Consider the following 24,182-nt stretch of genomic DNA (forward strand, 5'->3'; position numbering starts at 1 on the left):
GTACGTATGGCGATCCGGATCGAACACCTGCACAAGCGCTTCGGCGCGTTCGCCGCGCTGGACGGCATCGACCTGGAAATCCACCAGGGCGAACTGCTGGCGCTGCTCGGGCCTTCGGGGTCGGGCAAGACCACGCTGCTGCGCGTGATCGCCGGGCTGGAACATCCGGACGACGGACGCGTGCTGTTCGGCAGCGAGGACGCGACCCGGTTGAGCGTGCAGGAGCGGCGCGTGGGATTCGTGTTCCAGCACTACGCCCTGTTCCGCCACCTGACCGTGGCCGACAACATCGCCTTCGGCCTGAACGTCCGGCGCGGCCGCGACCGCTGGCCTGCGGCGAAGATCAGCGGCCGGGTGGAGGAGCTGCTTTCGCTGGTGCAATTGCAGGGACTGGGCGGACGCTACCCGGCGCAGCTTTCCGGCGGCCAGCGTCAGCGTGTGGCACTCGCGCGCGCATTGGCGATCGAGCCGCGCGTGCTGCTGCTGGACGAGCCGTTTGGTGCGCTCGATGCGCAGGTCCGGCGCGACCTGCGCGGCTGGCTGCGGCAGCTGCATGAGCAGACCGGGTTGACCACGGTGTTCGTCACCCACGACCAGGAGGAGGCGCTGGAGCTGGCCGACCGGGTAGCGATCCTCAACAACGGGCGGATCGAGCAGCTGGCCACGCCGGCCGAAGCCTATGACCGTCCGGCGACGCCGTTCGTGTATTCCTTCGTCGGTGCGGTCAATCGCCTGCGCGGGTTGCGCACTGGCGATCGCATCGAGGTTGCCGGGCTGGTCCTGCCGGCGTCGTCGGCTGCCGCTGCAATCCCTGGCGATGGCGAACTGGACCTGTACGTGCGCCCGGAAGACCTGCGCCTGGGCGAGGGGGGCTGGGAAGCGACCGTGCTGGGTAGCCAGCGCAGCGGGCCGCGCGTGCGCGTGCGTGCGCGGCTGCATGGCGATGGTGCAGGGCACGAGGAGGTTGAAGTCGAGTTGCCGGTGGGGGCCGAGAAGGCACATCCACCGGGGAGTCGAGTGGGCCTGCTGCCGGTGAGGTTCGGCGCCTTTCCGGCGGCCTGACGGGCGCCAATCTTCCCTGTTACGTCTTCCAGGACCGGTCGCGCGCGCCGCGCGATCCGGCACTTGACGCGGGGGAATGTTGCACCGCAATATCGAGCGGGTTAATTATTTGTGAAGCCGTGAGCACGTTCGCGCTACCGCCCACGGTCCCGCTGCGCCAGCCCCCACCGACAGGAGATCCAGGATGAAGCCGTCCAAGCTCGCCGTATCGCTCGCCGCCGTAGTGCTGTCCGTCCTTCCGTTCGCCGTGTTCGCCCAGGAAGCCGAGGAAGAATCCTCGCCGTTGACCTGGTCGGTCGCCGCTGTTTCCGATTACGTGTGGCGCGGCGTTTCGCAGACCGATGAGGATCCGACCGCGCAGGCCGGGCTGACCTACTCGCATTCCTCGGGCTTCTACGTGGGCACCTGGGCGTCCGGCGTGGATTTCGGTCCGGGCGACCCGAGCGTCGAGGTGGACGGCTTCATCGGCTACAGCATCGACCTGAGCCCCGACACCAATTTCGACGTGATGATCAACCGCTACATGTACCCGGACGCGGGCGGTCTGAACTTCAACGAGTTGATCGGCAAGTTCACCTTCTTCGACGCCTACAGCGTGACCATGGCGTTCAGCGACGACTTCGGTGGTTCCGACACCAGCGCGTACTACGTGGCCGGTGCCGGCAGCTGGGGCCTGCCGCACGACTTCAGCATCAACGCCGGCGTCGGCTACAGCGCGCTGGACGATTCGTATGGCGAGGACTACGTCGACTACAACATCGGCGTCAGCCGCAGCTGGGGCCTGTTCACCGCGGCGCTGGGCTATTACGGCACCGACGGCAACGGCACCGACAACTTCGGCGACCTGGCCGACGACCGCGTGGTCCTGACCCTGTCCGTAGGCAACTGAGCCGCGTCCGTTCCGGCATCGCCCGGATGAAGAAAAAGGCGCCGGAGGGCGCCTTTTTCTTTGCTGCATGCAGGCCGCGGCGTCAGGTCCAGCTGAGGACGACCTTGCCGGCCTTGCCCTGTTCCATCAGGTCGAAGCCCTGCTGGAACTCGTCGATCGGCAGCTGGTGGGTGAGTACCTTGCCCAGCGGGAAGCCGGACAGCACCAGCTGGGTCATCTTGTACCAGGTCTCGTACATCTTGCGGCCGTAGATGCCCTGCACGGTCAGGCCCTTGAAGATGATCTTGTCCCAGTCGCAGCCGGCGCCCCTGGGCATGATCCCGAGCATGGCGATCTTGCCACCGTGGTACATGCAGTCGAGCATGTCGTTGAACGCGCGCGGGTTGCCGCTCATCTCCAGGCCCACGTCGAAGCCTTCCATGTGCAGGTCGTTCATCACGTCCTTGAGCGACTGGTTGGCGACGTTGACCACGCGGGTGGCGCCCATGTCGGCGGCCAGCTTCAGGCGGAAATCGTTGACGTCGGTGACCACGACATTGCGCGCGCCGATGTGCTTGCAGATGCCGGCGGCGATGATCCCGATCGGGCCGGCGCCGGTGATCAGCACGTCCTCGCCGACCACGTCGAATTCCAGCGCGCAGTGCGCGGCGTTGCCGTAGGGGTCGAAGAACGCGGCCAGCTCCGACGGGATCGGGTCGGGGATCGGCCACAGGTTCGAGGCCGGCATGACGATGTACTCGGCGAACGCGCCATCCCGGTTCACACCGATGCCAACCGTCTTCGGGCACAGGTGCGGGCGGCCGCCGCGGCAGTTGCGGCAATGGCCGCAGACGATGTGGCCTTCGGCCGACACGCGCTGGCCGACCTTGTAGCCGGACACGCCCGGGCCGAGCTCGGCGACGCGGCCGACGAACTCGTGGCCGATCACCAGGCCCGGCTTGATCGTGCGTTGGCTCCACTCGTCCCACAGGTAGATGTGCAGGTCGGTGCCGCAGATGGCGGTCTTCTCGACCTTGACCAGGACCTCGTTCGGGCCGGGCGCCGGTACCGGCACTTCTTCCAGCCAGATGCCCTTGGTGGCTTCGCGCTTGACCAGCGCCTTCATGGTTCGGGACATCGTCGGGTGGCCTGCCGGGGAAGATCGCCATTATAGGTTGCCCGGGAAACCGTCGCGCATGTGAAGCGACCGGCCGGACGGCCCGACCCTGCCGAAGGTCATGGGCGCCCGCGTGCGACCGGCCGCTAGAATCGGGAACCCTTTCAATTGGAACTGTCCTGATGCGACTTCGCCTGCTTACCGTCTCCGTCCTGGCCTCGCTGGCCACCCTTCCGGTTGCACAGGCAGGCGAGGGGATGTGGGTGCCGCAGCAGTTGCCGGAGATCGCAGGCCCGTTGAAGCAGGCCGGTCTGAAGCTGTCGCCACAGCAGCTGGCCGACCTCACCGGCGACCCCATGGGCGCGGTGGTGGCCTTGGGCGGCTGCACTGCAAGCTTTGTTTCGCCCGGCGGCCTGGTGGTGACCAACCACCACTGCGCCTACGGCGCGATCCAGCTCAACTCGACGCCCGAGAACAACCTGATCCGCAACGGCTTCAACGCGCCGACCACGGCCGACGAAGTCAGTGCCGGTCCGAACGCCCGCGTGTTCGTGCTCGACGAGATCACCGACGTAACCAAGGAGGCGCAGGCAGCGATCGCCGCGGCCGGTGCCGATGCACTGGCGCGCACCAAGGCGCTGGAAGCCTTCGAGAAGAAGCTCATCGCCGAATGTGAAGCCGATGCCGGCTTCCGCTGCCGCCTGTACAGCTTCTCCGGCGGCAACACCTACCGCCTGTTCAAGAACCTGGAAATCCGCGACGTGCGCCTGGCTTACGCGCCCCCGGGCAGCGTTGGCAAGTTCGGCGGCGACATCGACAACTGGATGTGGCCGCGCCACACCGGCGACTTCGCGTTCTACCGCGCCTATGTCGGCAAGGACGGCAAGCCGGCCGCGTATTCGACCGACAACGTACCGTTCAAGCCCAAGCGCTGGCTGAAGATCGCCGACAAGCCGCTGGGCGAGGGCGACTTCGTCATGGTCGCCGGCTATCCGGGCTCGACCAACCGCTACGCGCTGGCGGCCGAGTTCGACAACACCGCGCAATGGACGTATCCGACCATCGCCCGCCACTACAAGAACCAGATCGCGCTGGTCGAGGCAGCCGGCAAGAAGGACCCGGAGATCCAGGTCCGTTACGCAGCCACCATGGCCAGCTGGAACAACACCAGCAAGAACTACGAAGGCCAGCTGCTGGGCTTCGATCGCATCGATGCAGCCGGCCAGAAGCAGGCCGAGGAAGCGGCAGTGCTGGCCTGGTTGAAGGGGCAGGGCGCCAAGGGCACCGCAGCGCTCGATGCGCATGACCAGCTGATCGCGCTGCTCAAGCAGACCCAGGCCACGCGCGAGCGCGACCTGACCCTGGCGATGTTCAACAACACCGCCATGCTCGGCGCGGCGAGCCAGCTGTACCGCTTGTCGATCGAGCGCGAAAAGCCCAACGCCGAGCGCGAATCCGGTTACCAGGACCGCGACCTGACCGCGATCGAGGGCGGTCTGAAGCAGCTCGAGCGTCGCTACGTGCCCGCGATGGACCGCCAGCTGCAGGAATACTGGCTCAACGAGTACCTGAAGCTGCCCGCCGGCCAGCGCGTGGCGGCGGTGGACCTGTGGCTGGGCGGCAATGACGCCAAGGCGGTCAAGCGCGCGCTCGACCGGCTGGCGGCGACGAAGCTCGGCAGCACCGACGAGCGCCTGAAGTGGTTCGGCGCCGACCGCGCCGCGTTCGAGGCCAGCACCGATCCGGCGATCCAGTACGCGGTGGCGGTGATGCCGACCCTGCTCACCCTGGAACAGCAGCGCAAGACCCGCACCGGCGAGAACCTGGCCGCACGTCCGGTCTACCTGCAGGCGCTGGCGGATTACAAGAAGAGCCAGGGTGAGTTCGTGTATCCGGACGCCAACCTGTCGTTGCGCATCACCTTCGGCAACGTCACCGGCTACGTGCCGCGCGATGGCGTGAAGTACACGCCGTTCACCACGCTCGAAGGCGTGGCCGCCAAGGAAACCGGCGCCGCGCCGTTCGATTCGCCCAAGGCGCTGCTGGACGCGGTGGCGGCCAAGCGCCACGGCGGCCTGGCCGACGAGCGGCTGGGCTCGGTGCCGGTGAACTTCCTTTCCGACCTCGACATCACCGGCGGCAATTCCGGTTCGCCGGTACTCGACGCGCACGGCAAGCTGGTCGGCCTGGCGTTCGACGGCAACTGGGAGTCGGTCGCGTCCAACTGGGTGTTCGATCCGTCGATGACCCGGATGATCTCGGTCGACCAGCGCTACATGCGCTGGATCATGCAGGAGGTCTTCCCCGCACCGCAGCTGCTCAAGGAAATGGACGTCGCGCCGGCGCGCTGAGCACGGCCAGGTGTCTTGCGGAAGGGCGCTGGCCGTTGCCGGCGCCCTTTCCGTTTCAGCTGTTCCGGCTGCCGGGATGCGCCCGGCGGCGGGTTGGCCGGCCCGTCCACGGGTTATCATTCGCACCCCGCGCCAACCGGCGCGGGAGATCGCCACACTGGGGAATACATGCGCATCCTGCTTGCCCGTCACGGAGAAACGCCGTGGAATGCCGAAGGCCGTTACCAGGGCCAGATCGACATTCCGCTTTCGCCGGTGGGCGAGGCGCAGGCACACGCGCTGGGCGAACGCCTGCGCGACGTGCAGATCAGCCGCGCTGTCGCCTCGCCGCTGTCGCGCGCACGCCGCACCGCCGAACTGGCGCTGGGTGAGGGCCGGGTCTCCATGCTGCAGCTCGAGCCGGAGATCCAGGAGATCGCCCATGGCGAATGGGAGGGCCTGCTCGCCAGCGAGATCGGCGAGAAGGATCCTGCGCGCCTGCGCGCATGGCGCGAAGAACCGGACACGGTGCTGATGCCCGGTGGCGAGTCGCTGCGCCAGGTGCTCGATCGCTCGTGGCGCGGCCTGGCCCGTGCCGCCGAAGGGCTGGGCGACGACGACACCCTGCTGGTGGTCGCGCATGACGCGGTCAACCGCGTCGTGCTGTGCAGGATCCTGGGCCTGCCGATCGGCAAGCTGTGGACCTTCCGCCAGGCCCCGACCACGCTCAACCTGCTCGAAGGCCCCGACATGGAGAGCCTGGAAGTGGTGCGCCTGAACGACTGCGCGCACCACACTCCGTTCTTCGGCGAGGCCAAGCACCGGGCGTTGTAAGCGCAGGCGCGGATCCTCGGTCATGTCTGACGTACCGACCAACGCGGTGGGCTTGGATGGATGGCTCGCCTACATGGAATCGCAGCATCCGCGTTCCATCGATCTGGGCCTGGATCGCGTGCGCGAAGTCGCCGCCCGCCTGGGCCTGGGGCGTCCGGCCGCGCAGGTGATCACCATCGCCGGCACCAACGGCAAGGGTTCGACCGTGGCCTTCGTCGAGTCGATCGCCCGTGCCGGTGGCTGGAAGGTCGGCGCGTACACCTCGCCCCACCTGCTGCGCTACAACGAGCGTGTGCGCATCGATGGCGAAGAGGCCTCCGACGAGGCGCTGGTCGCCGCTTTCCTCGCGGTGGAAGCAGCGCGCGGGGGCACGTCGCTGACCTACTTCGAGTACGGCACGCTGGCGGCGCTGTGGCTGTTCGAACGCGCGGCGCTGGACCTGGCGGTGCTGGAGATCGGCCTGGGCGGGCGCCTGGACGCGGTCAACATCGTCGACCCGGACGTGGCGGTGGTCACCACGGTCGACGTCGACCATGCCGACTGGCTGGGCAGCGACCGCGAAACGATCGGGCGCGAGAAGGCCGGGATCGCGCGGGCATGGAAGCCACTGGTGCTGGGCGAGGTCGATCCGCCGTCGAGCGTGTTGCGCCATGCGTACGCGATCGGTGCAAATGCGATCCGCCTGGGCAGCGATTTCTTCCACGAGCCGGCGGAAGACGGGCACTGGCGCTGGCGCGACGTCGGCGCCGAACTGCTCCTGCCGGCGCCCTTCCTGGCCGCGCCGTCGCAGCGCGCCAATGCCGCCACCGCGATCGCAGCACTGCGCGCGTTGCCGCGGAGTCCGGATGACGCTGCGTACGCGCAGGGTGTGGCTGCGGCGCGGTTGGCCGGGCGCCTGCAGCGGTTCGAGCGTGATGGCATCGAGGTCGTGGTCGATGTCGCGCACAACCCGCAGGCCGCGCGCGAACTGGCTGCCTGGCTGCGCGCGCAGCCGGCCGCGGGTGCGACCGCGGCGGTGTTCGCGGCGCTGGCGGACAAGGACGCGGCCGCGATGGTCGAGCCCCTGGCCGCGAGCGTGTCGCGCTGGCACCTCGCGGGTCTGGCGGAGAACCCGCGCGGGCTGGACGTCGACGCGTTCGCCGCACGGCTGGTCCATGCGGATGCCGTCGGGTCCGCGAGCCGCGATGTCGGCGTGGCCGAAGCGCTGGAGCGGGCGATTGCCGCCTCCTCTCCTGGCGACCGGGTCCTGGTGTTCGGTTCGTTCCATACCGCCGCCGCGGCCATGACCGCTTTGCATTCAGGGCGATGACGGCTCGGCCACGGCATCGCGGCCTATAATCCCCTCGGCGTTCCTGCCGCATCGCCGCGAGTCGAAGTGGATACCACCCTGAAACAACGCCTGATCGGCGGCGCCGTGCTGGTCGCACTGGCGGTCATCTTCCTGCCCATGCTGGTCCAGGGCCCGGCCCCGGACAGCGGCGTGGCCAACGTCTCCACGCGCGTGCCCGATGCGCCGGGCGGCGAATACGAGACTCGCGAACTGCCCTTGATCGGCCAGGATGCGGCGACCGCGTCCGGACAGCCCGTGCTGCCCGCACCCGCCGCCACGCCGGCAGCGGCGACCGAGCAGGGGCCAGCTCCCTCCGGCGCGACTGAAGCGGCAACGCCAGGTGCACGGCCCGATCCGGCGGTGGCCGCGGGCCAGTGGGCGGTCACGTTTGGTGCCTATGCCAGTGCCCGTGACGCCGAGGCCGTGCTCTCCCGGCTGCGCCAGGCCGGCCTGGCCGGCTTCAGCGAGCAGGCGACGGTCAACGGCCGCCAGGCCTGGCGCGTGCGGGTGGGCCCGTATGCCGACCGCGCGCTGGCCGAAGCCGGGCGCCTGCAGGCGGTGCGCATCCGCAGCGACGTCAACGCGCAGGTGATCGCCCTCGACGCCGGCGGCGACACCGCCAGCCCGGCGCCTGCGGTGGCCGCGGCGGCGCCCGCGACGCCGGGCCCGACCCCGCAGCCAGCGGGCAGCAGCCAGGCGAGTGCCGTCGCGCCGGCACCGGCCGTGCGAACCGAACCATTGCCGCCGGAACCTGCAGCAAGCCGGCCCGCCACGCCGCCGGTCACGCCCAAGCCCGCCGCAAGCGCGCAGGCACAGCCTGCGACGCCCAAGCCCGCAGCCACTGCACCCGCGCCCTCACCGGCTGCGCCGGCTGCCGCGGAGGTGGGTTTCGCGGTGCAGATGGGCGCCTTCGCCAATGCCGCCGATGCCAATGCATTGCGTGACCGCCTGCGGGCGGCCGGCTTCAGCGCCATCGTCCAGCCGGTGCGGACCGACAAGGGCACGCTCAGCCGCGTCCGGGTCGGCCCGGTGGCCAGCCGCGCCGAGGCCGACCAGCTGAAGGCACGCCTGGCCAGCGGCTTCGGTGCCGGCATGGTGGTTCCCCACCCGTGATGCAGGCCCATGGCGCACCGAAGCGGTGCGATGCATGGAGGTGATCGACCTGGTGCTGCTGGCGGTGGTCGCCGGCTCGGCCCTGCTTGGGGTCGTGCGCGGGTTCGTCGGTGCCGTGGCTTCGCTGGTGGCCTGGTTCGGCGCGGGCTGGTTCGCCTTCCACTACGGCGCCGAACTGGCGTTCTGGTTCAGCGACAACGGCCAGCCGGGCGCGACCGAACTGCTCGGTGCCTATGCGGTTTCGTTCATCGGCGTGCTGGTCCTGGTCAGCCTGGTCGGCTGGGGCATGCGCAAGATGATCCATTCGGTCGGGCTGTCGGGCGTCGATCGCGTCCTGGGCCTGCTCCTGGGCCTGCTGCGCGGCGTACTGGTGGCCTGCATGCTGGTGCTCGTGATGGCGTTCAGCAGCCTGCCGCAGGACCCGGCGTGGATACGCTCGCAGGCCCTGCCGGTGCTGATCCCCGGTGCGCAGTGGATGGCGCGCTGGCTGCCGGAATGGACCGTTCAGGAGCTGGATTTTGGCAATGGCCGGCCGAGCGGCGATAATGCGCTCCTCGATCGGGCTGGCGCCGTGGTCGAAACGATCACCGAGGCGCTGCCTGTTCCGGTGGACGAGAACGGACCCCCACCCGGCGCGGAGCCGCCACCACCCCCGTCCACCCCCGGTCACTGAGACCGCTGCGGAGACTTCCCGATCATGTGCGGCATCGTCGGAATCGTCGGCAACCAGAACGTTGCCGGTCAGCTCTATGACGGCTTGACCGTCCTCCAGCACCGCGGCCAGGACGCGGCCGGCATCGCCACCGCCGACGGCACGCGCCTGCGCGTGCACAAGGACAATGGCCTGGTCCGCGACGTGTTCAGCGCCAAGGCGATGAGCGTGCTGGAAGGGCGCGTGGGCATCGCCCATTGCCGCTATCCGACCGCCGGCTCCGAGGGCATGGACGAGGCGCAGCCGTTCTACGTGAATTCGCCCTACGGCATCGCGTTGGCGCACAACGGCAACCTGACCAACACCGAAGCGCTGCGCGAGCAGGTGTTCGCCCAGGACCGGCGCAACATCAACACCGGTTCGGACAGCGAAGTGCTGCTGAACGTGTTCGCGCACGAACTCGACACCCAGCGCACTCTATCGCCCGAAGCGGCGATCCGCGCGGTGGCCGGCGTGCACCGGCGCGTGGAGGGCGGTTACGCAGTGGTGAGCGTGGTGCTGGGCCTGGGCCTGGTCGCATTCCGCGATCCGCACGGCATCCGCCCGCTGGTGCTCGGCAAGCGCGAGCACAACGAAGGCACCGAGTACATCATCGCCTCGGAGTCGGCGGCACTGGACATCCTCGGCTTCCAGCGCGTGCGCGACGTGCAGCCCGGCGAGGCGCTGGTGATCACCCCGCGTGGCGAGCTGTTCTCGGAGATCTGCGCCGAGCCGGCGCAGCACGCGCCGTGCATCTTCGAGTACGTGTATTTCGCACGCCCGGACTCGATGATCGACGAGGTCTCGGTGCACAAGGCGCGCATGCGCATGGGCGTGAAGCTGGGCGAGAAGATCCTGCGCCTGCGCCCGGACCACGACATCGACACCATCATCCCGATCCCGGACACCTCGCGCGACGCCGCGCTGGAGATCTCCAACGTGCTGGGCGTGAAGTACCGCGAGGGCTTCATCAAGAACCGCTACGTCGGCCGCACCTTCATCATGCCGGGGCAGGGCGAGCGGGTGAAGTCGGTGCGCCGCAAGCTCAATCCGATCCACCTGGAATTCCGCAACCGGGTGGTGTTGCTGGTCGACGACTCCATCGTGCGCGGCACCACCAGCCAGCAGATCGTGCAGATGGCCCGCGATGCCGGCGCGCGCAAGGTCTACCTGGCCAGCGCCGCGCCGCCGGTGCGCCACCCGAACATCTACGGCATCGACATGCCGTCGGCGGACGAGCTGATCGCGCACGGCCGCAGCATCGAGGAGATCGAGAAGCAGCTTGGCTGCGACTGGCTGATCTACCAGGACCTGGAAGACCTCGAGGCAGCGGTGCGCGAGGGAAATCCGGACCTGAAGCGCTTCGATTCCTCGTGCTTCGACGGCGAGTACGTCACCGGCATCGAGCCGGGCTACTTCGAGCGCATCCAGCAGATGCGCTCGGACGAAGCCAAGCGCAAACGCCGCGCGTCCTGATCCGGGGCCGCGCGCCGCAGCGGCGGCGCGCACAGAGCATGGACTCGCTGTTCGAAGCCGCCCGCCAGTGCCTGGATACCGCCGACCCGGCGGAGAAGGCCGCGCTGGCGCGGCAGCATGCGGCCGCCTTCCTGCGTGGCGAGCTGGGCATCCCCGAAGACGCCGCGCCGCCCGAACCGATCCGCATGCCCGGGCGGCCGCCCCGGCCGCAGCTGGTGCATCCGCGCGATCTTCCGCGTCGTGGCCTCGGCAGCGACGAAGGCCGCGCGGCCTTCCTCCACGCCATCGCCCACATCGAACTCAATGCCATCGACCTGGCCTGGGATGCGGTCTATCGCTTCCGTGGATTGCCCGCGCAGTTCTACCGCGACTGGGTGCAGGTGGCCGACGACGAAGCGCGGCACTTCCTGATGCTGCGTGCGCGGCTGCAGGAGTTCGGTCGCGACTATGGCGATTTCGACGCGCACAACGGCCTGTGGGAGATGACCGAGAAGACCGCGCACGACGGCCTGGCGCGGATGGCGCTGGTGCCGCGGGTGCTGGAGGCGCGCGGCCTGGACGTGACCCCGGGCATGATCCAGCGGCTGAGTGCGCTGGGTGACCTGCGCACCGTCGAGATCCTCGAGACGATCCTGCGCGAGGAAGTGGCGCACGTGGCGGCCGGGTCGCGCTGGTACCGCTGGTACTGCGAACGCGACGGCATCGAGCCGCGCGCACGCTTCCGCGAGCTGCTGCAGGAGTATGCGGGTGGCTACCTGCATGGTCCGTTCAACATCCAGGCCCGGCTGCTGGCCGGATTCGACGAAGACGAACTGGCCTTGCTGGAACATGTCGAGGCCGCGCATTCGGACTCGCGATCGCGGTAGAGCGGGGCTTGTCCCTTTGCGCGTCACCGGATGTCGGAGGCAGGCGGGGAGCCTCCCACTCTGCCGATGCGACGGTCAGAGCGCGCGCAGCGCGATCCCGTCCGCATCCACCCGCAGTACCGAACCCTGCTCGTACCAGTCACCCAGCACGATCCGTCGGCATTGGCGCCCGTCGGCCTGCAACGGGTGGACCGCCGGACGGTGCGTATGCCCGTGGACCAGCGTGGCGACGCCGTAGCGGGCGAGCGTGGCCTCGACGGTCGCTGGAGTGACGTCGGTAACCGTCTCGAAGTTGGCCCGGTCGCCTTCGATCATCTGCTTTTGCCGGGCCATGCTCGCCTCGCGTGCCTGCGCCGCGAATGCCTGGCGCGCGGCCAGCGGCTGCGACAGGAACTGCGCACGCCAATGCGGATCGCGGGTCTGCGCACGGAAGGCCTGGTAGGCGACGTCGTCGCTGCACAACAGGTCGCCATGCATCAGCAGTACCGGTTCGCCGTACAGCGACACCACCGCCGGATCGGGCAGCAGGCGCATCCCGGCGCGGCGCGCGTAATCGCCCCCGACCAGGAAGTCGCGGTTGCCGTGGATGAAGTACACCGGGACGCCGGCCTCGGCCACCGCGCGCAACCCGGCGGCGACGGCATCGCCGGTTTCCGACGGATCGTCGTCGCCGATCCAGGCTTCGAACAGGTCGCCGAGCAGGTACAGCGCCTCGGCGCTCGTCGCTTCCTCGCGGAGGAAACGCAGGAACAGCGCGGTGACGTCCGGCCGGGCCGGATCCAGGTGCAGGTCGGAGACGAACAGCGTGGTCATGTCCCGATTGTAGGCCGGCCAGCGACAGCCGGGCCGTTGCCGGGGCGGGCGGGGTAAAATCGGCGGATTCTCCCAAGCTGCGCCGCCCATGACCTGCCGCACCCGCTTCGCCCCCAGTCCCACCGGCTACCTGCACATCGGCGGCGCCCGCACCGCGCTGTACTGCTGGCTGGAGTCGCGCCACCGCGGCGGCGAGTTCATCCTGCGCATCGAGGACACCGACCGCGAGCGCAGCACCCAGGCGGCGATCGACGCGATCCTCGAAGCGATGGAGTGGCTGGGCCTGGACTACGACGAGGGCCCGATCTACCAGACCGATCGCGTCGCCCGCTACCGCGAGGTGGCCGAGCAACTGGTCGCGCAGGGCAAGGCCTACTACGCGTACGAGACCCGCGAGGAGCTGGACGCGATGCGCGAGTCCGCGATGGCCAAGCAGGAGAAGCCACGCTACAACGGCGCCGCGCGCGAGGCCGGCCTGCCGCATCGCGACGATCCGAACCGGGTCATCCGCTTCAAGAACCCGCTCGAGGGCGTGGTCGCCTTCGACGACCTGATCAAGGGCCGCATCGAGATCGCCAACGGCGAGCTCGACGACATGGTCATCTTCCGCCCGGACGGTTATCCGACCTACAACTTCGCCGTCGTGGTCGACGACTGGGACATGGGTATCACCGAGGTGATCCGCGGCGACGACCACATCAACAACACGCCGCGCCAGATCAACATCTACGAGGCGCTGGGTGCACCGGTGCCGAAGTTCGCGCACATGCCGATGATCCTGGACGAGCAGGGCGCCAAGCTGTCCAAGCGCACCGGCGCGGCCGACGTGATGCAGTACAAGGATGCCGGCTACCTGCCGCATGCGCTGGTCAACTACCTCGCACGCCTGGGCTGGTCGCACGGCGACCAGGAGCTGTTCTCGCGGGCGGAGCTGGTCGAGTTGTTCGATGTGCGCAACGTCAACTCCAAGGCTGCGCGCCTGGACATGGCCAAGTTGGGCTGGGTCAACCAGCATTACCTCAAGTCCGACGATCCGGCGACGATCGCACCGCAGCTGGTGTACCAGCTGGAAAAACTCGGCCTGGACATGGGCGCGGGACCGGCGCCGATCGACGTGGTGATCGCCCTGCGCGAGCGCGTGCAGACGCTGAAGGAAATGGCCGAAAAGGCGATGGTCTGGTACGTGCCGCTGGAGAACTATGACGAGGCCGCCGTCGCCAAGCACCTGAAGGCGGGTGCCGACGCGCCGCTGGCCAAGGCGCGCGAGCGCCTCGCGGCCTTGCCGGAATGGAATGTCGAAGGCGTCAGCCAGGCGTTGCATGAAGCCGCCGCCGCGCTGGAGCTGGGCATGGGCAAGGTCGCCCAGCCGCTGCGCGTGGCGATCACCGGCACGCAGGTCAGCCCGGACATCTCCCACACGGTTTACCTGGCCGGGCGCGACGAGGCCTTGAAACGCATCGACGCGGCGCTTATCAAAGTGGCGACGGCCTGAGTCCACGGGGTACATGGAGCACGCGATGTCCGGCAAGCACGACTGCACCGATCCGCACCACCACGTCGACAGCGCCGATGCGTTCGTCCACGCGGTGGAGCGTGCGTGCAACGAGCGCGGGCTGCGTCTGACCCCGATCCGGGCCAACGTGCTGCGCCTGATCGCCGATGCCGGCAAGCCGGTCAAGGCGTACGAGCTGCTGGAGAAGGTGCGCGAGGGCAAGGGCGCCGGCGCCGACGCGCCGCCCACGGTCTATCGTGCGCTCGACTTCCTGATGGCGAATGGCTTCGTGCACAAGCTCGAGTCGGTCAATGCCTTCGTCGCCTGCCACCATCCCAACAGCGTCCAGCACTCGGTGCCGTTCCTGATCTGCGACCGTTGCCACAACGCGGTCGAGCTGGAAGACAGCGAGGTGGTGGCGCAGCTCGATGCACGCGCCAAGGCCCTGGGCTTCCAGCCGCAGGCGCAGACGCTCGAGGTGCACGGGCTCTGCGCGCGCTGCGCCGAGGCCTGATCGGGGCTCAGGACATGTCGCGCGACGCGGGCGGACCGTGACCGCGGCAACCCGGGGCCGCGGTCCGCTTCGGGCTCAGAACCAGGCGCGGATGCCGAATGCCAGCGACCGGCCCGGCAGCGGCGCGTAGTCGCGCAGCAGCGAGGTATGCGGACGGACCTCCTTGTTGCCGAGGTTGCTGCCGTCCAGGAACACCTCCCAGCTGTTGCCGGCGTCCCGCTCCCAGCGATACGCCAGGTGCGCATCGACCAGGGTGTAGCCGGGGCTGGGTTCCTCGTTCCGGGCGACGTCGTCCTGGCGCTGGTAGCGCACCGCCCCGATCGAGGCGCGCCAGCCTTGCAACGCCCAGGAAAGATCGGCGCCGAAGCGGCCCGGGGCGATCCGCGGCAGGTAGCCGCCATTGGCCAGGTCGACGCTGTAGGGGTGCGCGTGGTCGCCATGTGGCACGTCGAAGTCGGCCGTGCGGCTGCCTTGTCCATCCAGCTCGCCCCGCACCACGTCGCCGAACAGGCGCAGGTCCCATACCCCGCTTCCGTTCTCGCCCAGGTGCACCACGGCCTCCGCTTCCGCTCCGGTGAAGGTCGCGTCGGACTGGGTCCACAGCCTTACCGGGGTGCCGTGCTCGGCGACGCCGGTATCTGCGAGGTAGATGAAGTCCTCGAAGCCGCTGCGATAGATCGCGACCTTGAAGTCGACGCGCTCGTTGTGGGCATGCAGGCCGATCTCCCCGCGAAGCGCACGTTCTGTCTCCAGCCCGTCGTCACCGATTTCGATCGATCCGGTGGCCACGTGAAGTCCGCCCGCGTACAGCTCTTCCTGCGTCGGTGCGCGCTCGGAGCTGTCGATGCCCACGCGCACGTCGATTGCGTCACTGATGCGCCAGATCGCGGCAGCGGAGAGGTTGGTCGCATCGAACTGGCGCCGCGGATGTCCATCGGCCGGATCCAGCCGGACCCTGTCCTGGCGCCCGCCCAGTTCCAGCTTCACCGGACCGAAATTCTTTTCCTGGACCACGAACAGCCCGGCGTTGTCGGTGACGGTCGCCGGTACGAATGCTTCTTCGCCCACCGCACCGAAGTCCACGCGACCCAGTTGCAGCCCGAACGCGCCGCGCCAGCCGCGCGTTTCCTTCTGCACTGCCTGAAGCCGCGCATCGTAGCCTTCGCTGGTGAAGCGGGTGCCGATTTCCCGGCCTTCCAGTTCGACGTGTTCGTAATCGCTGTAGGCGCCATGCAGTTCCACGCTTTCCAGGAACGAAACCGGCTCGTAGACGCCAGCCTTCAGCTCGACGCGGTTCTGCACCAGGTCGATGCGCACGTCGCCGTGCTCGTCATGTGCCTCGTCGTCGTGGCCGTCGGCATCGTGATCGTGGTCGTGGTCATCGTCGGAATGGGCGTGCGCGCCGGTGGGGATGCCGTAGTTGCTGCGGTAGGTGCTGGCGGCCAGGCCGAAATAACCGGCTTCGCCGAGCCAGGTTGCGCCGACCGCGCCGGCACGGGTGCGGATCGAACTGTTGTCGAGGCGGCCCGGCATCTGTGCTTCTTCATCGTGGTCGTGATCGTCATGCACGACCTCGGCCACACCGGGGATGTCGTAGTCATCGGTGTTGCGGACCAGGCCATCCACATGCAGCACCCAGTTCCCGTTCACGCCATCCAGGCGGAACATGCCGCTGCGTTCGTCGTTGACCGTGTCGCCACGCACCTCGGCGCGACCGCTCAGCGGTTCGTCGGGGATATCGCGAGCGATGCGGCCGTCGGCGACATTGACCGCACCGCCGATCGCGCCGCTGCCGAACAGCAGGGTCGCCGGGCCTTTCAGCACCTCGATCTGGTCGGCCAGGAACGGCTCGACGCTGGTGGCATGGTCGGCACTGACGGTCGATGCGTCCATGGTGCCGATGCCGCCGGACAGTACCTGCACGCGTGGACCGTCGAGGCCACGCAGGATCGGACGCCCGACGCCGGGGCCGAAGTAGGTGGTCTGCACGCCCGGGAGCTTGGCGACGGTCTCGCCGAGGGTGCCCGCCTTGGCCCGGTCCAGCGCCTCGCCCTGGAGGACCTCGACCGGACGGGCCAGCGATTCCGCACTGCCGGCCAGGGGTGAAGCGGTCACCTCGACCGAGGGCAGGTCAGTCGGATCGTGCGCCGCGGCAGCAGAGGACAGGCCGGCGCAGGCCAGGGCGAGTGCCGCGGCAAGGCGATGGGGGGCTGAACCGGGGGACCGGGTACGGGAATCGGGCATCGGGGAACCGTCGTGGGGGGAAGGTGACAATCGCCTGATAATGTTATAATGTATCCAAACAATATGACACCCCCAAGTCTTGGTTGGATGAACCGATGCGTCACACCCACCGCCCCCACCACCACCGGCACTGGTTCGACCGTTTCGGCGCCACCGGTTCGCTGCTGTGTGCGATCCATTGCGCGCTGACCCCCTTGCTGCTCGCGGCGTTGCCGGCGCTGGGGCTGACGGTGTGGTTCGACGGCAGCGTGGAATGGGCGCTGGTGCTGTTCGTGACCCTGCTGGGCATGCTCAGCCTGGGCTGGAGCTATCGCCGCCACCGCGCCATGCGTGCGTTGGGCCTGCTGGTTCCTGGCCTGGTTGCCTTGTGGGCCGGTCTGCTCTACGCGCCGTTGCACGAATCGGTCGTGCCGCATGCGGTGGTGATGACCTTCGGCGGCACGCTGGTGGGCCTGGCGCACCTGGTCAACCTGCGGCTCAACCACGGCCACATCCATGACGCCAGCTGCGCCCACTAGGCGCGCGTGCTAGGCTTGCCGGCCTGCCGCGCGACGCGCGCTAGCTGAATTCACGCAAATCAAGGAGTTGAAAGATGGGCAAGGGTGATCGCAAGACCGCCAAGGGCAAGCGCTACAACGCCAGCTATGGCAATGCGCGCCGCCATGTCGCCACCCGGACCGCCGTTGGCGCCGCCGCGCCGGCCGCGAAGAAGACCGTGGCCAAGCCGGTCGTGAAGAAGGCCGTGGCCAAGAAGGCCGTCGCCAAGGCCTGATCGGCCTCCTGGTGACTGGAAAGAACGCGGCGCCTGGCGCCGCGTTTTTTTTGCGGTCAGTCCGGAAGGCGGCGGCCGCCGCTCCAGCTGCCGATGCGCAGTCCGCCACCAAGCCAATAAGCCAGTTCGGCGGGTTGGCCGATATCCCAGAGCACGAAATCCGCACGCAGCCCGGCCTGCAGGCGGCCGCGGTCAGGCAACCCCAGCGCGCCTGCGCCGTGGACGGTGGCGCCACGCAGCGCCTCCTCCGGGGTGAGCCGGAAATGGGTGCAGGCCAGCGACATCGCGAGCCGCAAGGATTGCAACGGGGACGTGCCCGGATTGCAGTCGGTGGCCACGGCCATCGACACCCCGTGTTCGCGGAACGCGTCCAGAGGCGGCAACCGGGTCTCGCGCAGCACGTGGAATGCGCCCGGCAACAGCACCGCGACCGTGCCGGCGCGAGCCATCGCGCGCACGCCATCGATCGAGGTGTGCTCGACATGGTCGGCCGACAGGCCACCGAACTCGGCGACCAGCGCCGCGCCGTCCCCATCACTGAGCTGGTCGGCATGCAGCTTGACCGGCAGTCCGAGCGTGCGCGCGGCTTCGAACACGCGCCGGGTCTGCGCGGCATCGAAGCCGATCCTTTCGCAGAAGGCATCGACCGCATCGACCAGGCCTTCGCCATGCAGGCGTGGCAGCCATTCGCAGACCGCATCGATGTACGCATCGGCGCGGCCGGCGTACTCCGGCGGCAGCGCGTGCGCGCCGAGGAAGGTGGTGCGCACCTGGACGCCGAGTTCGCGCCCGATTCGCCGGGCCACGCGCAGCATGCGCCGCTCGCCATCCAGGTCCAGGCCGTAGCCGGACTTGATCTCCACCGTGGTCACGCCGTCGGCCATCAGGGCGCGTGCGCGCGGCAGGGACTGCGCGAACAGGGCGCCCTCGTCGGCCGCGCGGGTGGCGCGCACGGTGGAGACGATTCCGCCGCCGGCCCGCGCGATGTCCTCGTAGCTGGCGCCCTGCAGGCGCCGCTCGAACTCGCCGGCGCGGTCGCCGCCGAACACCAGGTGGGTGTGGCAGTCGACCAGGCCGGGGGTGATCCAGTGCCCCCCTGCATCGACGACCTCGCAGGCCAGCGCGTCCGGTGCCGCCGTCAATCCGGAAGCCGGGCCCGCGTAGGTGATCAGGCCATCCTGCCAGGCCAGGGCGCCATCTTCGATGGCCCCATATCCAGTGTCGTCCGCCAACGTGGCCAGGCGGGCGTTGACGACCAGTCCGTCCCAGCGGCGTGCATGCGTGGTGTCCATGGCGCGATTGTACGGGCGCGCGCGTCGGCGCTGCGCCCGGCCGGCGGCGTGTTCGCCAGCCGCGACGGTTCGCGCGAGAATGCGGGCATGGACGAGCTTCGAGACGCCTCGCTGCTGTGGACCCCCGCCGGGTGGCGGAGCGATGCAGGACTGGAAACCAGGCACGGGCGCATCGCGCGCGTGCTGCCCGCCGAGCCGAGCTGGGATGGCGGCTGGGTGCTGCCGGGTATCGCCAACCTCCATTCGCACGCGTTCCAGCGGGCGATGGCGGGGTTGGCCGAGCGCCAGACCCATGCGCAGGATTCGTTCTGGACCTGGCGCGAGACGATGTACCGCATTGCCGCGCGCTTCGACCCCGACAGCCTGCATGCAGTCGCCGCCCAGCTGTACGCGGAGATGCTCGAGGCCGGCTACACCAGCGTCTGCGAATTCCACTACCTGCACCACGCGCCCGACGGCAGGCCGTATGCGGACCCGGCGGCGATGTCCAAGGCGCTGGTCGCCGCCGCGCGGGAAACCGGCATCCGCCTGACCCTGTTGCCGGTGCTGTACATGACCGGCGGGTTCGACCGGCGTCCGCTTTCCGAACGCCAGCGCCGCTTCGGCCACGACCTCGACGGTTTCCTGCGCCTGTTCGAGTCTTTGCGCGAGATCGAAGACGACACGCTGCGCGTCGGCGTCGCCTTCCACAGCCTGCGCGCGGTGCCACCGGATGCGATGGATGCCGCGCTGGCGGCATTGCCGGCGGGGATTCCACTGCACATCCACATCGCTGAGCAGATCGGCGAGGTCCAGGACTGCCTGGCGGTGCGCAACGCGCGACCGGTGGAGTGGCTGCTGGACCATGCACCGGTTGGCCCGGACTGGACGCTGGTGCATGCCACCCACCTGACTCCCGCGGAAACCACGCGGATCGCCGCAAGCGGCGCGACCGTGGCGATCTGCCCGACCACCGAAGCCAACCTGGGCGATGGACTGTTCCCGTTGCGCGCGTACCTCGGCGCCGGTGGCGCCTGGGGCATCGGTTCGGATTCGCATGTTTCGGTGTCGCCGGTGGAGGAGCTGCGCTGGCTCGAGTACGGCCAGCGCCTGCATACCCGCCATCGCAACATCGCCGTGCGCGCGGACAGCACCAGCGTCGGCGAGACCCTGCTGCACGGGACGCTTGCCAGCGCCGCGCGCGCGACCGGACAGCCGGTAGGCGTGCTGGAGCCGGGCCAGGCCGCGGACTGGATCGCGCTGGATCCGAAGGCGCCGGCCTTCGCCGGTGCCCGGGCGCAGGACGTGGTCGATCGCTGGCTGTTCGCCGGCAATCGCAACCTCGTGCGCGAAGTGCAGGTGGCTGGGCAGGTCGTGGTCAGCGCCGGCCGCCACCGCCACCACGAGGCGATCGCGGACCGCTACCGGAAATCGATCACCGCGTTGCTGGCCGGTTGATCGGCCATCCGCGCCCGGGTGGCGTTCGTCGCCGGTCGCGGGGCGTTCGTCGCAATCGCCCTCCGCGGCGCGCGGGCACCGCATCATGCCCGCATCCCGACGAAAGGAGTGGTCGATGAATACCCCGCTTGCCTGCCTGGCCGCCGCCGTGGCCGCAACCTTCGCCGTGCTGCCCGGTGCAGCGCACGCCATGACCGATGCCCGGCTCGCCGAGGTGGTCCGCGAGCGCCTGCTGGGCGACCGCACCGGGGCCTGCATGGCCGTGGCGGTGGTCGAGAAGGATCGCGTCGCCCGCGTCTACGAGTGCGCCAATGCGCGCGATGCGGGCCGGATCGGCCCGGATGTCGCATTCGAGATCGGTTCGGTCAGCAAGACCATGACCGCCGCACTGCTGGCGCAACTGATCGAACAGGGCAAGGGGTCACTCGACGACACCCTGGCCGCGTGGTTGCCGGAAGGCACGAAGGTTCCCGACTACCAGGGCCAGCCGATCCTGCTGCGGCACGTGGTCACCCACACCTCGGGCCTGCCTGCGCTGCCGTCGCGGCTGGGCGCCAAGAGCATGGACAACCCCTATGCCAACCTGGACGAAGCCGCGCTGCTGGCTTCGCTCGGGGACGCGAAGCTGGTGGCCGCGCCGGGAGCGAAGTTCGAATACTCCAATTTCGCCTCGATGCTGCTCTCGTACGCGGTTGCGCGGCGCGCCGGCACCGATTTCGAGAGCCTGGCGCGACGCGAACTGTTCGTGCCGCTGGGCATGGACCATGCGTACATCAACCAGCGCCCGGCGGGCGTGCGGGCGGCGACCGGCCACACGCCCAATGCGCAGGCCACGTCGGCCTGGGACTTCACCACCAACCTCGCCGGCGTGGGCGGCGTGCGCGCCACGCTCGACGACATGGTCCGCTACGCGCAGGGTGGACTGGGCATGATTGACGTGCCGATTGCCGCTTCGCTGGAGGCCACGCATGCCGCGGTCTCCGGGCAGCCACCGATGGGCATGAACTGGATGCGGGTCCCGATGAAGGACCGCACGGTGCTGATGCACGAAGGCGGCACCGGCGGATTCTCCGCGTTCGTCTCGCTCGATCCGCAGCGCCAGCGCGGCGTGGTGATCCTGTCCGACACCGCCTGGCATTCGATCGGCAGCCTGGGCAGCCTCGGCATGCACCTGGTCGACGATTCGCTGCCGCTGGGCAAGCCACGCCGGGCCGTCGCCGCCGATGCGGCGCTGCTGCAGGCGCTGGCCGGCGAGTACCAGCTGCAAGGCGCGATGAAGATGACGCTGCGCGAGCGCGACGGTCGCCTTTTCATCCAGGCCGAGGGCCAGGGCGAATACGAGATGGGGCATGACGATGCGGGCGATTTCTACCCCTTGGCGCTCGACGCCGTGCTTCGCCCGCAGCGCAAGTCCGACGGCAGCTACGCATTCACCTGGACGCAGATGGGCGCGGTGATCCCGGCGGTGCGCATCGATCGTGCCGCGGCACAGGCGCCGGTGCTGTCGCCCGCACAGCTGTCCGCGTATGTGGGCGACTATCCCCTGGCGCCTGGATTCTCGCTCGCGGTGCGCGAGCACGGCGGCGCGCTGCAGGCGCAGGCGACCGGGCAGGGGGCGTTCCCGCTGGCCGCGGCGTCGGCTGATACCTTCGAGGCGCCAGCCTTCGGCATCGAGATCCGCTTCCACCGCGATGGCGCCGGCAAGGTGCAGTCGCTCGAGCTGCACCAGGGTGGCCAGGTGCTGCGGGGCACCCGCCAGTAAGGCGGGTAGTGGGCATGAAGGAGCTGCGCATGGAAACGATCATGACCTTGCTGGCGCCGGTGGCGGCGTTGCTGGCACTGTTGCTGTCGACGGGCTCGCCGGGGCTGGGGACCAACGGGAGACAGGCAGGATGACGGGCCGTTCCGGTTATCCGTTGCGGCAAGTCCTGCCGGCCGAAGTGCTGGTCGGCGGCAACGCGGTGTGGAGCCGCTACCGCCAGTACCCGGTGTTCAGCGCGCGCTGGCTGGGCGGGCGCAGCTTGCTGTTCTGCAGCGTGATCGCGTTGGTGACGGTGTTCACCGGCGGTGGCGTCGGGCTTGCCGTGCAGGACGGAGTGGTGGCCCTGAAGGTCGGCCTGTCCCAGTTCGCCGCCTTCAGCCTGATGGCCATGCTGGGACCCGCGCTGGCCACGATAGTGCGCCACCGCCGCTGGACCGAATCGCGCGAACGCAAGGCGGTGGTGCTGGCGGTCCTGGTCGGCATTGTGCTGAGCTATGCCATCGACAAGATGGTTTCGGCCTACGTGATGTCGCTGGTGCAACCGCAACTGGAAATCCTGGGCATGGCACCTTCGAAAGCGCCGGAAGTCGGCCCGGTGCTCAAGGCGATCGGCTTGGCGCTGAACATCGCGGCCTTGATTCTCATCTACGGCCTGTTCGGCGGCGGCCTGGCCCTGCGCGCCTACTTCAGCGAGCGCCGCCGCTGGGAGGCGCATCGCCACGCGCTGGAGCTGGGCGAGATGAGCGGACGCGCGCACGAGGCCGACCTGCGCCTGGGCGTGCTGCAGGCGCAGGTGGAGCCGCACTTCCTGTTCAATACCCTGGCTTCGGTGCGTGCGCTCGTGCGGCAGGATCCGGCCCAGGCCGAAGCCACGCTCGATGCGCTGGTCGCCTTCCTGCGCGCGACGATTCCCAAGCTGCGCGACGACCGCGGCCTGCATTCCACCCTGGGCCAGCAGCTGGACATCTGCGCCAGCTACCTGGCACTGATGCAGGTGCGCATGGGTGGCCGCCTGTCCTACGCGGTGACGGCGGACGAGGCGCAACGCGCGCTGTCATTCCCGCCATCGCTGCTGATAACGCTGGTCGAGAACGCGATCAAGCACGGCATCGAGCCGCGGCCCGGGCCGGGACGCATCGAAGTGTCCGTGGTGCGCGAAGGCGAGCGCCTGCGCATCCGCGTGGTCGACGACGGCGCGGGGCTGCAGCCGGGCATCGGCGGCGGCATGGGCCTGGCCAACGTGCGCGAGCAACTGGCGCAGCGCTTCGGTGCGCAGGCCAGCTTCCGGCTGCACCCCGGCGAGACCGGGGGCGTCGTCGCCGAGATCGAAATTCCCTGCACGGTGGCGACGGAGCTCCAGGCATGAATCCCTTGGGTGCGCGCGTGACCGCGCTGATCGCCGAGGACGAGGCGCCGCAGCGTCGCGCACTGCATGAGCAGCTGCAGCAGGCATGGCCGGAACTGGAGGCCATCGCGCTCTGCGAGGATGGCGTGTCCGCGCTGGAGTCCGTGCAGGCGCAACCTCCGATGGTGGCCTTCCTGGATATCCGCATGCCCGGCGTGAGTGGCCTGGATGTCGCACGCGCCGTGGCCGAGCAGGGCGGGCTGGTGGTGTTCACCACCGCTTACGACGACTACGCGGTGCGTGCATTCGAGGCCGGCGCGGTCGACTACCTGCTCAAGCCGGTGCAGCCGGCGCGACTGGAGCAGGCGGTCGCGCGCCTGCGCGAGCGGCTGGAACAGCGCAGGTCGGGTGCCGGCGGCCCCGACCTGGAGGCGCTGATCGAAGGACTGGAGTCGCGCTTGCGCCCGCGTGGCGAGCGGCTCGTGCGCTGGATCACCGCAAGTGCCGGCGACAGCGTGCGCATGATCGGCATCGACGAGGTGCTGTTCTTCCAGGCGCAGGAAAAATACGTGCGCGTGGTGACCGCCGATGCCGAGGGCGTGATCCGCACGCCACTCAAGGAACTGCTGGCCGGCCTGGATCCGGACGCGTTCTGGCAGGTGCACCGCGGCACCGTGGTCCGTGTCCAGGCCATCGACCGGGTAACCCGGAACGAACTGGGCCGGCACACCCTGAGCCTGAAGAATCACGCCGAACACCTGCCGGTGAGCGGCGCATTCCTGCACCGTTTCCGCGGCATGTGAGCCGCGGCGGCCTTCCATGTC

General features: G+C 69.1%; 21 protein-coding genes. 17 read left to right on the forward strand and 4 right to left on the reverse strand.

The genetic code is table 11. The features are described from left to right. Nucleotides 1-6: 6 nt before the first annotated feature. Together CSC65_RS12005 and CSC65_RS12010 are read left to right on the forward strand one after the other, a co-directional pair. Nucleotides 7-1,062: a sulfate/molybdate ABC transporter ATP-binding protein gene (locus CSC65_RS12005; RefSeq protein ID WP_162410813.1), complete on the forward strand. Its 1,056-nt coding sequence runs from the start codon at nt 7-9 to the stop codon at nt 1,060-1,062. A 184-nt stretch (nt 1,063-1,246) separates the two neighbouring features. Continuing rightward, nucleotides 1,247-1,951 carry a TorF family putative porin gene (locus CSC65_RS12010; protein WP_162410814.1) on the forward strand — a complete coding sequence of 235 codons (705 nt, stop codon included), beginning with the start codon at nt 1,247-1,249 and terminating at the stop codon, nt 1,949-1,951. An 82-nt stretch (nt 1,952-2,033) separates the two neighbouring features. On the opposite strand, the gene tdh is transcribed toward CSC65_RS12010, so the two are convergent. Next, entirely contained in the window at nt 2,034-3,068 is a 1,035-nt protein-coding gene (gene tdh / locus CSC65_RS12015; protein ID WP_202922876.1) for an L-threonine 3-dehydrogenase, read from the reverse strand. Between the two features lie 161 nt (nt 3,069-3,229). On the opposite strand from tdh, the gene CSC65_RS12020 reads away from it, so the two are divergent. The 7 genes from CSC65_RS12020 to CSC65_RS12050 all read left to right on the forward strand — a co-directional run bounded on the left by CSC65_RS12020 (nt 3,230) and on the right by CSC65_RS12050 (nt 11,687). Beyond that, the gene (locus CSC65_RS12020; RefSeq protein ID WP_162410815.1) at nt 3,230-5,398 is read left to right on the forward strand and encodes a S46 family peptidase; all 2,169 of its coding nucleotides are present in this window, start codon (nt 3,230-3,232) and stop codon (nt 5,396-5,398) included. 168 nt (nt 5,399-5,566) lie between these two features. Beyond that, a complete protein-coding gene (locus CSC65_RS12025; protein ID WP_162410816.1) occupies nt 5,567-6,211 on the forward strand; it encodes a histidine phosphatase family protein in 645 nt (214 codons plus the stop codon). A 22-nt stretch (nt 6,212-6,233) separates the two neighbouring features. Beyond that, nucleotides 6,234-7,520, forward strand: coding sequence for a bifunctional tetrahydrofolate synthase/dihydrofolate synthase (gene folC / locus CSC65_RS12030; protein WP_162410817.1), 1,287 nt, complete (start codon nt 6,234-6,236; stop codon nt 7,518-7,520). Between the two features lie 66 nt (nt 7,521-7,586). Next, nucleotides 7,587-8,654, forward strand: coding sequence for an SPOR domain-containing protein (locus CSC65_RS12035; RefSeq protein WP_162410818.1), 1,068 nt, complete (start codon nt 7,587-7,589; stop codon nt 8,652-8,654). A 34-nt stretch (nt 8,655-8,688) separates the two neighbouring features. Beyond that, complete coding sequence (locus tag CSC65_RS12040; protein ID WP_162410819.1) at nt 8,689-9,327, forward strand: CvpA family protein; 639 nt, start codon at nt 8,689-8,691, stop codon at nt 9,325-9,327. A 24-nt stretch (nt 9,328-9,351) separates the two neighbouring features. Continuing rightward, nucleotides 9,352-10,821: an amidophosphoribosyltransferase gene (gene purF / locus CSC65_RS12045; RefSeq protein ID WP_162410820.1), complete on the forward strand. Its 1,470-nt coding sequence runs from the start codon at nt 9,352-9,354 to the stop codon at nt 10,819-10,821. Nucleotides 10,822-10,859: 38 nt separating this feature from the next. Beyond that, nucleotides 10,860-11,687 carry a ferritin-like domain-containing protein gene (locus tag CSC65_RS12050; RefSeq protein WP_162410821.1) on the forward strand — a complete coding sequence of 276 codons (828 nt, stop codon included), beginning with the start codon at nt 10,860-10,862 and terminating at the stop codon, nt 11,685-11,687. A 75-nt stretch (nt 11,688-11,762) separates the two neighbouring features. Here CSC65_RS12050 and lpxH read toward each other — a convergent pair whose 3' ends face one another. After that, a complete protein-coding gene (gene lpxH, locus CSC65_RS12055; protein WP_162410822.1) occupies nt 11,763-12,500 on the reverse strand; it encodes a UDP-2,3-diacylglucosamine diphosphatase in 738 nt (245 codons plus the stop codon). A gap of 88 nt (nt 12,501-12,588) precedes the next feature. On the opposite strand from lpxH, the gene gltX reads away from it, so the two are divergent. Continuing rightward, complete coding sequence (gltX, locus tag CSC65_RS12060) at nt 12,589-13,992, forward strand: glutamate--tRNA ligase (RefSeq protein WP_162410823.1); 1,404 nt, start codon at nt 12,589-12,591, stop codon at nt 13,990-13,992. A 25-nt stretch (nt 13,993-14,017) separates the two neighbouring features. After that, a complete protein-coding gene (locus CSC65_RS12065) occupies nt 14,018-14,506 on the forward strand; it encodes a Fur family transcriptional regulator (RefSeq protein ID WP_162410824.1) in 489 nt (162 codons plus the stop codon). Nucleotides 14,507-14,581: 75 nt separating this feature from the next. Here the strand turns inward: CSC65_RS12065 and CSC65_RS12070 are convergent, their stop codons facing one another. Continuing rightward, nucleotides 14,582-16,750: a TonB-dependent receptor gene (locus tag CSC65_RS12070; protein WP_162410825.1), complete on the reverse strand. Its 2,169-nt coding sequence runs from the start codon at nt 16,748-16,750 to the stop codon at nt 14,582-14,584. Nucleotides 16,751-16,845: 95 nt separating this feature from the next. On the opposite strand from CSC65_RS12070, the gene CSC65_RS12075 reads away from it, so the two are divergent. Both CSC65_RS12075 and CSC65_RS12080 read left to right on the forward strand, forming a co-directional pair. Then, a complete protein-coding gene (locus tag CSC65_RS12075; RefSeq protein WP_162410826.1) occupies nt 16,846-17,268 on the forward strand; it encodes a MerC domain-containing protein in 423 nt (140 codons plus the stop codon). Nucleotides 17,269-17,342: 74 nt separating this feature from the next. Then, nucleotides 17,343-17,522, forward strand: coding sequence for a 30S ribosomal protein THX (locus CSC65_RS12080; RefSeq protein WP_162410827.1), 180 nt, complete (start codon nt 17,343-17,345; stop codon nt 17,520-17,522). Nucleotides 17,523-17,578: 56 nt separating this feature from the next. Here the strand turns inward: CSC65_RS12080 and hutI are convergent, their stop codons facing one another. Continuing rightward, the gene (gene hutI, locus CSC65_RS12085; RefSeq protein ID WP_162410828.1) at nt 17,579-18,814 is read right to left on the reverse strand and encodes an imidazolonepropionase; all 1,236 of its coding nucleotides are present in this window, start codon (nt 18,812-18,814) and stop codon (nt 17,579-17,581) included. Nucleotides 18,815-18,901: 87 nt separating this feature from the next. Between hutI and CSC65_RS12090 the strand changes: the two genes are divergently transcribed. The 4 genes from CSC65_RS12090 (at nt 18,902) to CSC65_RS12105 (ending at nt 24,161) form a co-directional block, all read left to right on the forward strand. After that, entirely contained in the window at nt 18,902-20,251 is a 1,350-nt protein-coding gene (locus tag CSC65_RS12090) for a formimidoylglutamate deiminase (protein WP_162410829.1), read from the forward strand. 115 nt (nt 20,252-20,366) lie between these two features. Next, entirely contained in the window at nt 20,367-22,013 is a 1,647-nt protein-coding gene (locus CSC65_RS12095) for a serine hydrolase (RefSeq protein WP_162410830.1), read from the forward strand. Nucleotides 22,014-22,143: 130 nt separating this feature from the next. Next, nucleotides 22,144-23,379: a sensor histidine kinase gene (locus tag CSC65_RS12100; protein WP_162410831.1), complete on the forward strand. Its 1,236-nt coding sequence runs from the start codon at nt 22,144-22,146 to the stop codon at nt 23,377-23,379. After that, the gene (locus CSC65_RS12105; RefSeq protein WP_162410832.1) at nt 23,376-24,161 is read left to right on the forward strand and encodes a LytR/AlgR family response regulator transcription factor; all 786 of its coding nucleotides are present in this window, start codon (nt 23,376-23,378) and stop codon (nt 24,159-24,161) included. Before CSC65_RS12100 ends, CSC65_RS12105 begins: the two co-directional genes overlap by 4 nt. The last annotated feature ends 21 nt before the right edge of the window (nt 24,162-24,182 follow it).

The organism is Pseudoxanthomonas daejeonensis (assembly GCF_010093205.1).
Classification (GTDB): domain Bacteria; phylum Pseudomonadota; class Gammaproteobacteria; order Xanthomonadales; family Xanthomonadaceae; genus Pseudoxanthomonas; species Pseudoxanthomonas daejeonensis.

Excerpts from the sequence above, each read along its gene's own strand:
- CSC65_RS12005 (WP_162410813.1), top strand. The coding sequence starts at position 7 with ATGGCGATCCGGATCGAACACCTGCACAAGCGCTTCGGCGCGTTCGCC.
- CSC65_RS12010 (WP_162410814.1), top strand. The coding sequence starts at position 1,247 with ATGAAGCCGTCCAAGCTCGCCGTATCGCTCGCCGCCGTAGTGCTGTCC.
- tdh (WP_202922876.1), bottom strand. The coding sequence starts at position 3,068 with ATGTCCCGAACCATGAAGGCGCTGGTCAAGCGCGAAGCCACCAAGGGC.
- CSC65_RS12020 (WP_162410815.1), top strand. The coding sequence starts at position 3,230 with ATGCGACTTCGCCTGCTTACCGTCTCCGTCCTGGCCTCGCTGGCCACC.
- CSC65_RS12025 (WP_162410816.1), top strand. The coding sequence starts at position 5,567 with ATGCGCATCCTGCTTGCCCGTCACGGAGAAACGCCGTGGAATGCCGAA.
- folC (WP_162410817.1), top strand. The coding sequence starts at position 6,234 with ATGTCTGACGTACCGACCAACGCGGTGGGCTTGGATGGATGGCTCGCC.
- CSC65_RS12040 (WP_162410819.1), top strand. The coding sequence starts at position 8,689 with ATGGAGGTGATCGACCTGGTGCTGCTGGCGGTGGTCGCCGGCTCGGCC.
- purF (WP_162410820.1), top strand. The coding sequence starts at position 9,352 with ATGTGCGGCATCGTCGGAATCGTCGGCAACCAGAACGTTGCCGGTCAG.
- CSC65_RS12050 (WP_162410821.1), top strand. The coding sequence starts at position 10,860 with ATGGACTCGCTGTTCGAAGCCGCCCGCCAGTGCCTGGATACCGCCGAC.
- lpxH (WP_162410822.1), bottom strand. The coding sequence starts at position 12,500 with ATGACCACGCTGTTCGTCTCCGACCTGCACCTGGATCCGGCCCGGCCG.
- gltX (WP_162410823.1), top strand. The coding sequence starts at position 12,589 with ATGACCTGCCGCACCCGCTTCGCCCCCAGTCCCACCGGCTACCTGCAC.
- CSC65_RS12065 (WP_162410824.1), top strand. The coding sequence starts at position 14,018 with ATGTCCGGCAAGCACGACTGCACCGATCCGCACCACCACGTCGACAGC.
- CSC65_RS12070 (WP_162410825.1), bottom strand. The coding sequence starts at position 16,750 with ATGCCCGATTCCCGTACCCGGTCCCCCGGTTCAGCCCCCCATCGCCTT.
- CSC65_RS12075 (WP_162410826.1), top strand. The coding sequence starts at position 16,846 with ATGCGTCACACCCACCGCCCCCACCACCACCGGCACTGGTTCGACCGT.
- CSC65_RS12080 (WP_162410827.1), top strand. The coding sequence starts at position 17,343 with ATGGGCAAGGGTGATCGCAAGACCGCCAAGGGCAAGCGCTACAACGCC.
- hutI (WP_162410828.1), bottom strand. The coding sequence starts at position 18,814 with ATGGACACCACGCATGCACGCCGCTGGGACGGACTGGTCGTCAACGCC.
- CSC65_RS12090 (WP_162410829.1), top strand. The coding sequence starts at position 18,902 with ATGGACGAGCTTCGAGACGCCTCGCTGCTGTGGACCCCCGCCGGGTGG.
- CSC65_RS12095 (WP_162410830.1), top strand. The coding sequence starts at position 20,367 with ATGAATACCCCGCTTGCCTGCCTGGCCGCCGCCGTGGCCGCAACCTTC.
- CSC65_RS12100 (WP_162410831.1), top strand. The coding sequence starts at position 22,144 with ATGACGGGCCGTTCCGGTTATCCGTTGCGGCAAGTCCTGCCGGCCGAA.
- CSC65_RS12105 (WP_162410832.1), top strand. The coding sequence starts at position 23,376 with ATGAATCCCTTGGGTGCGCGCGTGACCGCGCTGATCGCCGAGGACGAG.